The organism is Streptomyces sp. NPDC008092 (assembly GCF_042957285.1).
Taxonomy (GTDB): Bacteria; Actinomycetota; Actinomycetes; order Streptomycetales; family Streptomycetaceae; genus Streptomyces.
Map to the genome: position 1 here is coordinate 325826 of NZ_JBIBHY010000002.1, position 12892 is coordinate 338717.

The following is a 12892-nucleotide window of genomic DNA, read 5'->3' on the forward strand; positions in this document are numbered from 1 at the left end:
GCAACTCCCGCCCCTCTACGATGCGTCGTAGCGAGACCGCCGTGAGTCCCGAGCGACTGGCGATGCTCGGCGATGCCGTCTTCGCCATCGCCATCACCCTGCTCGCCCTCGACATCAACGTCCCCGAAGGCCTGCACGACTCGGAAGTCCCGCACGCCCTGCGGGAGTTGCTGCCCGCGGTCGGCGCGTACCTGCTGAGCTTCGCCGTCATCGGCGTGCTCTGGCTGACCCAGCACGCCCTGTTCAGGATGATCAGGACCGTCGACCGCTGGCTGCTCTACCTGTACTTCGCCCTGCTCGCGGTCGCCGCGGCGCTGCCCTTCCCGACCAAGCTGATCAGCGAGTACGGCGAGACGGCTGCGGCCACGGCGTGCTACTCGGGCTCGATCGCGCTGTCCCTCGGCTTCCTCGGCGCGATGTACCTGCGCCTGCTGGCCGACCCCACGCTGGCGGTCCCGGGCACGGACCCCGGGGAGCTGCGGACGTCGGTCCGGCGCAGCGCCCTGCACGTCCTGGTCTTCGTCACGGCGATCCCGCTGGCGTTCTGGTCGCCCGGCCTCGCCAAGTACTGGTGGCTGCTGGTGATCCCGGTCCGCCTCCTGCACCGGACGCCGGACCCGGCCGCCCCGGTCGCACCGGCCGCGCCCGGGGAACAGCAGCCGTAGGCCTGCGCGGGTCAGGGGATGGCCAGTTCGGCCCAGATGGTCTTCCCGGACCCGGTGTAGCGCGTGCCCCAGCGCTGCGACATCTGGGCGACGAGGAACAGGCCGCGGCCTCCCTCGTCGTCCCGGCGGGCCCGGCGCAGGTGCGGTGCCGTGTGCGCGTTGTCGGAGACCTCGCAGAGCAGGCTGCGGTCCCTGATCAGCCGCAGCAGCACCGGCCCGGTGGCGTACCGGATGCTGTTGGTGACCAGCTCGCTCACCACCAGCTCCGCGGTGAACGCCAGGTCGGACAGGCCCCAGGTCTCCAGCTGACGCTCGGTGTCCGTGCGCGCCCGCGCCACCATCGCCGGGTCCGGCGGCAGCTCCAGGTCCGCCACCTGGCCGGCGCCCAGCCGCCGGGTGCGCACCAGCAGCAGCGTGGCGTCGTCCGCCTGCGGCCCCGGTGGCAGCGTCGACAGCGCCCGGTCGCACAGCTCCTCCAGCGGGCACCGCTGCCAGGTCAGCACATGGGCGAGGCGGTCGATACCGCTGTCGATGTCGGTGCGCCGGTCCTCCACCACCCCGTCGGTGAAGAACGCCACCACGCTGCCGTTGGACAGGCTCAGCTCCACGTTCTCGTAGGGCAGGCTGCCCAGCCCCAGGGGCGGCCCCGGAGCCAGCGCGGACAGCGCCACCGAACCGCTCGCGTCGGCGACGATCGGCGGGGGATGGCCCGCGCTCGCCCAGACACAGCGGCCGCTCACCGGGTCGTAGATCGCGTAGAGGCAGGTCACCCCGAGCGCCTCGTCGCCCAGCCCGTCGTCCGCGTGCGGCTCGGAATCCTGCGCGACCAGGCCGTCGAGGCGGGTGAGCAGCTCCGCCGGGTCGAGATCCAGCAGGGCCAGGGTCCGCACGGTGGCGCGCAGCCGGCCCATGGTCGCGGCCGCGTGCACGCCGTGGCCGACCACGTCGCCGACGGTCAGCCCCACCCGGGCGCCGGAGAGCGGGATCAGGTCGAACCAGTCGCCGCCCACGCCCACCCGGCTGTCCGCGGGCAGATAGCGGTACGCCACGTCGACCGCGCTCTGCTCGGGCAGGCGCTGCGGCAGCAGGCTCCGCTGAAGCACCAGGGCCGCGGCGTGCTGGCTGGTGTAGCGGCGGGCGTTGTCGATGCCGACGGCGGCCCGCTCGGTCAGCTCCACCGCGAGCGTCTGCTCCTCGGGCCCGAAGGGATCGGGGTTGCTGCTGCGCCGGAACGTGGCGAGGCCGAGGACCGCGTCCCGGGCGAGCAGCGGTACGAACAGGCTGGAGCGCCGGCCGGCCGGTACCGGCTCGCCCGTCGACCCGGGCGGCGCGGCGTCGACGACGGGGCGGCTGGTGGCCAGGCTCATCGCCTGCGGCGAGGACGGCGGGTAGGAGACGGGACTGGTGCGGAACTCCTCCGGGGTGCGGCCGTGCATCCGCAGCAGGCTGTGCCCGGGTGCCGACCCGGTCGGCGGCTGCCGGCCCTCGATCACCGCCGGCGGGAGGTCCACCAGCACCTCGTCGGCCAGCTGCGGCACCGCCACGTCGGCGAGCTCGGCGGCCGTACGGCGCACGTCCAGCGAGGCGCCGATGCGCTTGCCCGCCCGTACGAGCAGCGAGAGCCGTTCCTGGGCACGGTAGCGGTCGGTGATGTCCAGCGACTCCTCGAACAGCCCCAGCGGCTCGCCACGGGCGTCCACCAGCCGGTGGTACGAGCAGGACCAGACGTGCTCGCGCACCGGGTCGGCGGGGGCCCGCCCCCGGTAGTGCATGCCCATGATCGGTTCGCCCGTCGTGAGCACGTGCTCCATGATCTGGTCCTCGTCCGGAGGATGGTGGCGGGAGATGAACTCGCCCTCCGGAAACAGGTCCGCGGCCGGACGGCCGACGTACTGGGCGACCCCCGCGAGCTCCAGGTCGGTGGAGACGTTCCCCCAGACGACCCGCATGTCGGTGTCGAAGATCGTCAGGCCCACGGAGGACTCGGTGGCCAGCCCCTGCAACAGGGCCAGCTGCGCCTCCCAGCAGCGCAGCGCCTCCAGCTCCGCCGCGACCACGACGGTCGCGGCCGTGCCCCGGGAGACGAGCGGGCTGAAGTTCACTGCCGCGCGCAGGGTACGCCCGTCCCGGCAGGCCAGGTCCAGGACCGTGCTGCGGGGCCGGTGCGCCGTGCAGAGCGAGGAGGGCCGCGGTCCGGGATCCGTCGCCAGCAGCAGGGACGCCGGCCGGCCGAGCACGTCCTCGGCCGGATGCCCGAGGAGGCGCTGGGCCGAGAGGCCCCATCCCGAGATGCGGCCTTCGGCGTCCAGCACCGCGGCCGCGGCCTTGGTGAGGTCCAGAGGACTGTGGAAATCGACGTCGGCCGCGTTCGGAAAACGATCCATGGGCACCGCTTCCCTCCGTGCTCCCTCAGCATCCCGTGCCGCACGGCGGACGACAACCGCACACACGGCCGACATCTCCGGGTACCCGGCGGACACCGCCGACCTGCGCCGTCGCAGGCTGCCGTCGGCCGTCTGAGGCCGCGACCGCAGCCCCTCCGGGCTGGTACCGGGCGACCCGGCCGCACGTGCCGCACCTGCCGCACGCACGCCCCGGCAGCGCCGCCGAGGAGCGCCCGGGGCTGCTCGCCGCTCCCCGGACGCCACGCCGCCGGACCCTCCCGGACCGGCACCGGCGGCGTGGACGTACGGGCATCCCGAGCGTCGGGTACCGGCGCGAGCCGCGTCGCGGGGTCAGCCCGGGTGGCCCTCCCCGTGTCCGTCGTGTCCGTCGTGTCCGCCGTGGGCCGCGCCGTGGTCGAACTTCATCGCCTCCTCGGGCATGACCACGAAGGGCCGCATCATGCCCATGTCCTCGTGTTCGAGGAGGTGGCAGTGGTACATGAAGCGGCCGTACGCGCCGTCGAACCTCCCCATCACGCGCAGGACCTGGCCGCCCGGCACCCGGAAGACGTCCTTGTGGCCGAGCTCGTTCGGCGCCAGCGGCAGCTGCGTCGCGGCGTTGAACGCGATCGGCTTCGTGGTGCCGCCGACCGCCGGGTCGAACCCGGAGACGTCGTAGGGGTCACGGCCCAGCAGCTGGAAGTCGGCCAGGTGGATGTGCATCGGGTGGACGATCGGCGCCAGGTTGAGGAAGCTCCACTGCTCGTAGGAGCCCTCGGCGATGGTGAAGCCCAGCGCGTCGTTGAAGGTCCGGGAGGTGCGCCGGTAGGTCTTCGTGGTGCCGTCCGCCCCGGTCAGCTGGATGACGCCCTCGGCCGGAACCTGGACGGAGCCGGGGTCGGTGACCTCCGTCATCTCCCAGATCTCCGGGTGCCCGCCCGCGCCCTTGGTGGCCGGCGGGGTGAGCACGATCAGGCGGTGGCCGTGCGGGATGTCGTGCGTGAGCCGCCGGAAGGAACCGGAGAGCACCTCGGGCAGCTCGAATCCGTCCGCCGCACCGCCGCAGCCGACCCGGAACTCCAGGACGGCGGGGTAGCGGACGTCACCCGCCGGGTCGGGCACGCCGGGCGGCTGGTTGCGGCCCTTGTTGACCAGGCGCAGCTTCCTGCCTTCCAGGCCCCGGAAGTCGGCCAGCAGGTCGAAGCGCTCGGCCGGGGCCACGGTGAGCGTGGGCAGCGCCGTGTCGAAGTCGACCGGAACCGGGCGGGGCAGCAGCCCGCCGTCGCTGCCGATCTGGTGCAGCACGCCCGGTACCGGGCTGCCGTCCTCGTCGACCAGGACGAGGTCGTAGATGCGCGCGTTGGACGCGTTGACGAGCCGGAAGCGGTACCAGCCGTCGGACACCTCCGCGTACGGCCAGATGCGGCCGTTGACCGTGGTGTACGGGCCGGTGAACGGGGTGGTGACCGGCTTGCCCGTCTCCGGGTTCCGCTGCTGGACGATCACCGTCTTGTGGAGCAGCCGGCCGTTGAGCCGGCCGTCCTCGTCGGTGTCCAGGTTCCGGTCGGCGAGCAGCAGCGGGATCTCCCGCTCCCCGCCCGGCAGCCCCAGGGCGTCCTCCTCGTCGTCACGGACGAGGTAGGTGCCGTACAGGCCGGTGTGTACGTTCCACCGCGTCACGTTCATGGCGTGGTCGTGGTACCACCACTGCACTGCCTGGTGGTCGTTCGGGTACTCGGAGAGCTGGGCGTCGCCGGAGCCGACGGCGTTGTCCGCCCAGCCGTCGTTGCCCCCGCCGGTCCGGGCTCCGTGCAGGTGGGTCACCGTCCAGGCGGGCAGGGCGGCGACGTCCTTGTCCGGCTCGGCGCCCTCGCGGCCGGGCTCGGTGCTCGGCTGCGGCCGGCCGTCGGTGCGCAGCGGCACCGCCACCGAAGTGACCGGATACTCGCTGCCCCTGGGGATCCGGTTGGTCCAGGCGATGCGGACGCGCTGCCCGCGCCGGACCTCGATGGTCGGGCCCGGCACCTGCCCGTCGTACCCCCACATCAGGGTCGGTGGGAGCTGCGGGTGCAGCCGGACCCAGGCCGGGCGCAGCGCGATCTCCGTCTCGCGCAGGACGTCGCCGGTGCCGGGCCGCAGGACGGGCGGGACCGGCAACGGCGTCACGTACGGCGCCAGTTCCTCCGGGGCCGGCGCCGCTTCCCCCGCGCCCGCGCCGCTCTCGGTGGTCCTGTCGATGATCTCGGTCAAGGTCGAACACCCCCGTGTTCTGTGGCTCTCTCGTGTTCTGCGGTTCTTCTCCCGTCACTCCACAGGACTCCCGAGTCACGCCCGACGTTCCAGGAATGCCCCGTTCCACCCGAAAGGGTGAGTATTTCCGGCCAGGTTTCCGGTGCCCGGAAAAACGCCGCTCGGCACGGTCCGGGGAGGAGGACCGTGCCGAGCGGGTCAGGGCGGGGGCCGGCGTCAGGCGGTGGTGCGCTGCCTGCGGCGGAGCGTCAGGTACGTGCCCGTGGCGCCGGCGGCCACCAGGGCGCCCGCACCGAGGCTGACCGGGAGGGCCGGGAACTGGCCGGAGTCGGTCGTCGCGGCCGTGTTCACCATCGCCGGGCCCGGGGTGATGTGGGTGCTCACCGCGGAGACGTGGCGGATCGGGCCGATGTGCTTGACGGAACCGTCCGAGTTCAGCAGCACCTGCTTGTTGTTCGGGTGCCGGAAGTCGAACATGTTGGTCAGCGAGCCGGCGGTCGCGTCGAAGGAGTGGTCGCCGACGCGGCCGGTGCGCCAGTTGTCCTCGATGAAGCGGGTGATCGAGGCCTGGTCGGTCTGGGTGTGGTCGACCTTGTTCACCTTGCTGTAGGGCGAGATGACCAGCAGCGGCTGCCGGGTGCCCGGGCCGCAGCGGTCGGCGTAGCCGCCGGACGCGGCCGGACCGGCCTGGCAGGCCGCGCTGTCCAGGGCCTTGCCGTTGGAGCCGACCGTGCTGTCCTTGGAGCCGTTGCGCGGCTTGGCGTAGGCGTGGTCGTACCAGCCGTCGGAGTCGTCGTACGCGATGACGATCGCGGTGGACTTCCACTGCGGCGAGCTCTGGACGGCGTTGATCTCGTTGACGAGGAAGTGCTGCTCGTCGGTCGGGTCCGAGTAGCCCGCGTGGCCGTCCTGGTACTCACCGGCCTTGAGGAAGCTGACGGCCGGGAGCTTGCCGGCCTTGGCGGCCGCGGTGAAGTCGGTCAGGTCGTAGTTGTGGTTCGCCTGGCCGTTGTGGCCGATCTCGTTGACGTTCTTCGGCGCCACGTGGTGCGGGTTGGACGTCGACTTGTAGTACGAGAACGGGTTGTGGTGCGGGCTGTAGTCGACCACGGAGGCGCCGCCGACGTTGGTGTGCGTGGTGTCGCACTTGGCGTAGGAGCCGGATGTGCCGCTGTACGCCGTGGACGGGCGGAAGCCGCCCTGGAACCAGCCCCACGTCACGTGCTTGGAGTTGAGCAGGTCACCGATGTTCTTGCCCTGCAGCGAGGCCAGCGCGCTGGTGCTGGTGTGGTCCTTGTCGGAGCAGTCGTCGTAGGCCGGGTCGGGGTCGTTGACGACCGTGCCGACGCCCTTGGCGTTCGGCGACGCGATGGCGTACGAGTCGGGCGTCGACGTCTGCTTGCCGGTGACCGAGTCCACCGAGATCGCGCCGTGCGTCTGACCCGAGATCAGGTTGAGCGCGCCGGGCGTGGACGGGCCGTAGACCGAGCTGTAGGACCGGTCGTTGAGGGCGTACTGCTGGGCGTAGTTCCACAGACCGGTGACGGTGTTGCCGTCGTAGTAGTCCATCACCAGGCCCGGCTCGCCGAACAGGCCGCCGGAGCACTTGTCGACCTCGGTGTTCTGGACGAACTGGTCGGCCTTGCCGCCGTCGTAGGCCAGCTGCTCGGGCCCGTAGGAGTGGTTCTGGTCGCAGGTCATCGCCTGCGACGAGGAGAGCCGCTTCGGCGCGTACTGGTTCGGGTTCTTCGTCAGCAGCCCGGCGTGCGCGACGGTGTCGATGTCCTTCGGGGTCTTCTTGGACGCCGTGAACTTCGTGCCGTCGGTGTTCGCGGCCTTCGGGTAGGTCGCGAAGTAGTGGTCGAAGGAGATGTTCTCGTCGAACAGCACGACCACGTGCTTGATCGGGGTCGCGGTCGACGAGCCGCTGCTGTGCCCGGCGGGTACGGCGGCCCAGCTGGGCGCGGTGCTCCCGAGGACCGTGAGTGCGGCGGCCCCCGCGAGAGCGCCGATGCTCCTCATCGCGGTTCGTCTTCCTGTGCTGGCCATGCTGGTTCCCCTCCGGGCATGAACGTCACTGCGTCGTACAGGCAGTGATGCTTCGCTCGTTCGCGGGCGTTCCGGCGGAGCCATGATGGCGGGTGAATGAACACCGGGTCAGGGATGCTGGGGCAAATCTTGACTGTGTATTGACCGTCTGGGCTACGGAATTGCCGCGGAGTTGTTCGAACAAGCTCAGGTGAGGAGAGCGCGTCCGTACCAGTCGTTCCGGTCCCGTACCCCGGGCAGGGCGAAGAAGTAGCCGCCGCCGAACGGCGAGATGTAGTCGACCAGCGGCTCCCCGGCCAGCCGCTTCTGCACGGTCTCGAACTGCCGGGCCAGGTCCTGCTGGTAGCAGCAGAACAGCAGGCCCATGTCGAGGTTGCCGTTGCCGTCCATGCCCCGGTCGTAGTTGTAGGCGCGGCGCAGGAGCCGCTGGTCGGCGGTGGCCGTGGTGCGCGGGTTGGCCAGCCGGATGTGCGCGTCCAGCGGGATGACGTCGCCCTTGGGGTCGTCGGGGTAATCGGGCGTGTCGTGCTCGGCGTTGCCGTCCAGGGGCGCCCCGGACTCCCGGGAACGGCCGAACATCCGCTCCTGCTCGCTGAGCGAGACCCGGTCCCAGAACTCCACCAGCATGCGGATCAGCCGCACCACCTGGTAGCTGCCGCCGACCGCCCACTCCGGTTCGCCCGCGTCCTTGCCGACCCACACCAGCCGGTCCATCTCCCGGGCGCTGGTGGTCTCCGGGTTGGCGGTGCCGTCCTTGAACCCCAGCAGGTTGCGCGGGGTGCCGGACGGGCGGGGCGGGCTGGTGAAGCCGTCCAGCCGCCAGCGGACCTGCATGCCGCCCCGGGTGTGCCGGGCGATGTCGCGCAGTGCGTGCAGCACGGTGTCGGTGTCGTCCGCGTGCAACTGCAAACTGAGGTCGCCGTGACACCACTCGGGCCGCAGGTCGTCGTCCGGGAAGGCGGGCATCGCCGTCAGCCGGCGCGGCCTCAGTCTCCCGAGCCCGTACCGGTCGTCGAAGAGCGAGCCGCCGACGCCGACGGTCACCGCCAGCGCACCGGAGGGCAGTTGCTCGCCGAGGACGCCCGAGTCGGCGGGCGGGCCGGTGATTCCGACCGGGTCCGGGGTGCCGCCCGAGGTCAGGAAGCGGGCGCGGTCGGTGAGCGTGTGCAGCAGCTCGGTCAGCTCGGCGCGGCTCTCGGCGGTGACGTCGAAGGAGGTGAACACGGTCGTCCGGCGGGGCGCGGCGATCGCGGACTGCTGGCGGGCGCCGTGGAAGGGAGCGATCGCGCCGGAGGCGGTGGCGCCGGGGGCGGTGGGGTCCGTGCCGGGGGCGGCCGCACCGCCCGCGGCCAGCCCGGCGCCCGCGAGGGCCGCGCCGCGCAGGAACCCGCGGCGGCCCACTCCGCCGCTGCCCGCCGTCTCGTTCGCGCTCATACCGTCCTCCGTGGATCGCACAGGGTCGCCACCGACGCCAGCCGCTCCACCAGGTCGCCGAGGACCGCGTCGACGTCCTCGCGCTGCCGGTGGCCGAGCTTTCCGAGCGGGGTCCAGGTGCCGCCGTGCCCGAAGCCGTCGAGCACCGTGCCGGCCTGCTTCAACTCGCCCTCCAGACCGGCCAGGTCCGCGTACCGGGAGGCCAGCAGCGGGTGCAGCCGGGACATGACCTCCACCGTGCCGTCCAGGTTGGCGCGGGCGGTGGCGAGGTTGCTGCCGCTGCCGTAGTCGGTACGGCCGGTCAGCTCGAACTGCACCGTGTTCTCCAGGATCTCGTGGGCCCGCAGCCCCAGCTGGGCGGGGTCCATCCGGGTCTGCGCCCAGTCGTCGCGCAGCCCGGTGACCGCCTTCACCAGGTCCGCCGCCGGGCCGCGCAGGCCGGCCGCGGACTCGCCGTGCCACAGGCCGTACTCGATCCGGTGGAACCCGGTGAAGTCCTTGTCGTGCACCTCGCCGGCCAGCCCCGCGTCCGTGCCGTTGATCGCGCCGTCGGCGTCGCCGAAGGCGTCGTACGCCGCGCCCAGCCGCTCGTACTCCAGGTGCGCCGGCAGCCAGGCGGTGCGGGCGGCGGACAGGTCGCCGCGGTCGATCGCGGCCCGCAGCGCGGTCGTCAGCCGTACGACGTCGGACAGGCCGCCGCCGACCCACTTCTGGTAGGCGAGCGCGGGCGGGATCAGGTCGTGCTCGGTGACCGGGGCCGCGGCCGGGCCGCTGCTGCCCCTGGCGATCCGCACGGTCGGCCCGGTGACGGCGTCGGCGTCGTCCGGCACGCACTTGAACGCGTACGCGCCCTTGCCGAGCCGGACGGTCAGCTCCCGGGTGGTACCGGGCCCGATGTCCTCCACCTCGCCGTACACGGCCTGGCTCCCCGGGTCCTCCAGGAAGACCTCGGCCGCCCCGTCGGTCGGGTTGTGCAGGTCGAAGACCTGGACGCCGGACACCGGCGCGTCCCACCCCCGGCCGCAGCGGCTGGCGGACACCTCCACCGTGGTGTGCGGCAGCGCGGCCGGATCGGCGTGTGCGGGGCGTGAGTCGTGCGTGAGCGCCAGTACTCCGGCCACCAGGCACACGACGGCGACACCGACGACCGTCCAGGGACGCAACGACCTCCACCTGAGGCCGGACAACACCATCCCGAGCTCCCGGGGGTTCGTACCGTTCGTGATCGCCTCATGTTAGGCAGCCCTTTGTACTCGAACGGCCGTCCAGGGAAACCCATGACCAAGAGTTCCCTGCCGGTTCACCGGACCTCCGTGGAAGCCGCTCAGTCGGTACCGGGCTGGACCATCCGGAAGAAGGCGCGGGCCCCGGCGCGCCGCACGGACTGCCGCAGCCGTGCGGCGAGCGGGCGGGCGGGAGCCTGGGCGGGGGTGCCGGCCGCCAGCCGTGGGAAGAGCGCCTCGGCGTTGCCGCGGTCGACGGCCGCGAGGGTGTCGGGGTCGACGCCGCTGTCCAGCCCGTTGGCGAAGTACTGGCCCGCCGCGGCCGGCGCGAACGGCCAGTCGCTGCCGAACAGGACGTGCCCGGGCCGGGCGAAGGCGAGCAGCGTGGGCAGCGCGGCCGGGCTGGAGGAGAGCGCGGTGTCGAAGTAGAAGCCGCGGAGGTCCTCCAGGACGTCCAGCGGACTGCGCCCGGTGTCGGCGGCGAGGGCGACGGCCATGCGGTGCGAGGCGTACGGCACGAAGCCGCCCGCGTGGCTGAGGACGAACCGGATGTGCGGGTACCGGCGCACGACGCCATTGCGTACCAGGAGGTAGGCGGCGCGGGTGGTGTCGAGGAGGAAGTCGGCGGCGAACGGCGGGATCCCGGCCACGGCGGGCCCGGGCAGCTCGGCCGGGTGCACGAACGCGACGGCGCCGTGCTCGTCCAGCACCCGCCACAGGGCGTCCTGGCCGTCGGCCCCGAGGTAGTCGCCGTCGGTGTTGGCGAGCAGGGTGACGCCGTCGGCGCCGAGCCCGGCGAGCGACCTTTGGGCCTCCCGGGCGGCCGCGGCGGCGTCCGGCAGCGGCAGGGTGGCGAACCAGCCGAAACGGCCGGGGTGCCCGGCGGCGAGCGCGGCGGAGAAGTCGTTCAGCCGCCGGGCCATGGCGGTGGCCTCGCCGGGTTCGGCGAGGAATCCGGTGCCCGGCGTGGACACGGACAGGATCGCCGTCCCGGTGCCGAGCAGGTCCATCTGCTCCAGCGCCGCCCCGGGACTCCACCCGGGCAGGGCGCGGCCGCCCGCCTCGCTGATCCCGTGCCCGGCGAGGGCGTCCCGGTAGAAGGGCGGGATCAGGTGCTGATGGACGTCGATCCGGCGAGGTGCGCTGGTCATGGGACTGCCTTTCCCCTTGCGACCGTACTTGACCGCCCTCTGGCGGCCTGCTTAACGTAGCGCTTGCTCCAATTGGAGTAGACGCTACAGCAATGAGCCGCGACGGGAGCGACATGAGGTGGCCCGGTGAGCAGTGAGACGAGCGCCGTGAACAGAGCCGACGACACCTACGACGTGGCGGTGATCGGCTACGGACCCACGGGGGTGACCGCGGCGAACCTGCTGGGCGGGACGGGCCTCAGGGTCGTGGTGGTGGAGCGGGAGGCCGATGTCTTCTCCCGTGCGCGGGCGATCTCCACGGACGAGGAGGTCATCCGGATCTGGCAGCGGACCGGGCTGGCCGAGCGCCTGAAGCTCGACATGCTCGCCGAGCGGCCGCTGGACTTCGTCGACGCGCGGGGCCGCACCTTCCTCACCGCCCGCCCCGCCCCGCGCGGCCACGGGCATCCGCCGCAGATGTTCCTCTACCAGCCCGCCCTGGAGCAGGTCCTGCGCGAGGGGGTCGGCCGCTACCCGAACGTGGAGGTGCTGCTGCGCCACGAGTGCCTGCGGCTGCGCGAGTCCGCGGACGGCACCGGCGTCGAGCTGACCGTGGCCGGCGCCGACGACTCGGTACGACGCCTGCGCGCGCGGTACGTGATCGCGGCCGACGGCGGCTCCAGTCTCACCCGTGCCCAGCTCAACGTGGGGTACGAGGGGCGGACGTACGAGGACCGCTGGGTGGTCGTCGACACCGAGATGCTGAAGCCGTGGCCCGACCACGACCGGCTGCGGTTCCGCTGCGACCCGGCGCGCCCGGCGGTGGACTGCCCGACGCCGCTGGGCCACCACCGGTGGGAGTTCCCGGTCCTGCCCGGCGACGACGAGAAGCACCTGACCACGGACGACGCGATCCACGCGATGGTCTCGCGGTACGGCATCGGACGGGACCGGATCAGGATCCTGCGGGCGACGGTCTACAGCCACCACGTCCGCTTCGCCGCCCGGTTCCGGGTGGGCAGGGTCTTCCTGGCCGGAGACGCCGCGCACGCGATGCCGCCGTGGATCGGCCAGGGCATGGCGGCGGGCGTGCGGGACGCGGCCAACCTGTGCTGGAAGCTGGCCGCGGTGCTGCGGGGCGAGCTGCCGGAGTCGGTCCTGGACTCCTACGAGACCGAGCGCAAGCCGCACGTGCGGGAGGTGACCCGGCGGGCGGTGCTCGTCGGCCGGCTCATCACCGAACGCAGACTCCCGGTGGCCCGGGCCCGGAACGGCGTGCTGCGCGCGATCCGCCCGGCGAAGTGGCTCACCGCCCGGCTGGTGGACTCGAACTGGATACCGGTCGCGTCCTACGCGCAGGGGTTCCAGGCCCGACCGCGCACCAAGGCCTCCGGCCGGCAGATCCCGCAGCCCTGGGTGACCGGCTCCGACGGGGAGCGGGTCCGGCTGGACGACGTGCTCGGCGGCCGCTGGCTGCTGCTGCACCTCGGCCCGTCCCGCCCGCAGCCCGCCTGGGAGCGGGCCGGTGTGCCCGCACTGGCCGTCCTGCCCGCGGGCTCACGCCCCGCCGGGAACGCGGTCGTGGACAGCGACGGCGTGCTGCTGCCCTGGCTGGCGGAACACGGCGTGACCACCCTCGCCCTGCGCCCCGACGCCTACGTCTACGCCGCCGCGCCCGCCGGCGCCCGGCTCCCTCCGCCGCCGGCCGGATTCGCCCCCGCCCCGCGACCGGCCGCCGTCTCCGCCCAGTGAGGACC

8 protein-coding genes are annotated in these 12892 nt (G+C 72.8%); 2 read left to right on the plus strand and 6 right to left on the minus strand.

From position 1 onward, the window contains the following. The first annotated feature begins 41 nt into the window (after nt 1-41). Complete coding sequence (locus tag ACFZB3_RS06365) at nt 42-665, plus strand: TMEM175 family protein (RefSeq protein WP_391370562.1); 624 nt, start codon at nt 42-44, stop codon at nt 663-665. Nucleotides 666-676: 11 nt separating this feature from the next. Here the strand turns inward: ACFZB3_RS06365 and ACFZB3_RS06370 are convergent, their stop codons facing one another. The 6 genes from ACFZB3_RS06370 to ACFZB3_RS06395 all read right to left on the minus strand — a co-directional run bounded on the left by ACFZB3_RS06370 (nt 677) and on the right by ACFZB3_RS06395 (nt 11156). Continuing rightward, nucleotides 677-3049: a SpoIIE family protein phosphatase gene (locus ACFZB3_RS06370; RefSeq protein WP_391370565.1), complete on the minus strand. Its 2373-nt coding sequence runs from the start codon at nt 3047-3049 to the stop codon at nt 677-679. A gap of 351 nt (nt 3050-3400) precedes the next feature. After that, entirely contained in the window at nt 3401-5299 is a 1899-nt protein-coding gene (gene phsA, locus ACFZB3_RS06375; protein ID WP_391370567.1) for an O-aminophenol oxidase PhsA, read from the minus strand. Between the two features lie 216 nt (nt 5300-5515). Next, nucleotides 5516-7321, minus strand: coding sequence for an alkaline phosphatase family protein (locus ACFZB3_RS06380; RefSeq protein ID WP_391370570.1), 1806 nt, complete (start codon nt 7319-7321; stop codon nt 5516-5518). A gap of 213 nt (nt 7322-7534) precedes the next feature. After that, nucleotides 7535-8782, minus strand: coding sequence for an iron uptake transporter deferrochelatase/peroxidase subunit (gene efeB, locus ACFZB3_RS06385; RefSeq protein WP_391370573.1), 1248 nt, complete (start codon nt 8780-8782; stop codon nt 7535-7537). Continuing rightward, nucleotides 8779-9975, minus strand: a complete 1197-nt coding sequence (locus tag ACFZB3_RS06390; RefSeq protein WP_391370576.1) for an imelysin family protein — start codon at nt 9973-9975, stop codon at nt 8779-8781. Before ACFZB3_RS06390 ends, efeB begins: the two co-directional genes overlap by 4 nt. A gap of 131 nt (nt 9976-10106) precedes the next feature. Next, entirely contained in the window at nt 10107-11156 is a 1050-nt protein-coding gene (locus ACFZB3_RS06395; RefSeq protein ID WP_391370579.1) for an amidohydrolase family protein, read from the minus strand. Nucleotides 11157-11282: 126 nt separating this feature from the next. Between ACFZB3_RS06395 and ACFZB3_RS06400 the strand changes: the two genes are divergently transcribed. Beyond that, nucleotides 11283-12887, plus strand: coding sequence for a bifunctional 3-(3-hydroxy-phenyl)propionate/3-hydroxycinnamic acid hydroxylase (locus ACFZB3_RS06400; RefSeq protein ID WP_391370582.1), 1605 nt, complete (start codon nt 11283-11285; stop codon nt 12885-12887). Nucleotides 12888-12892: the final 5 nt, after the last annotated feature.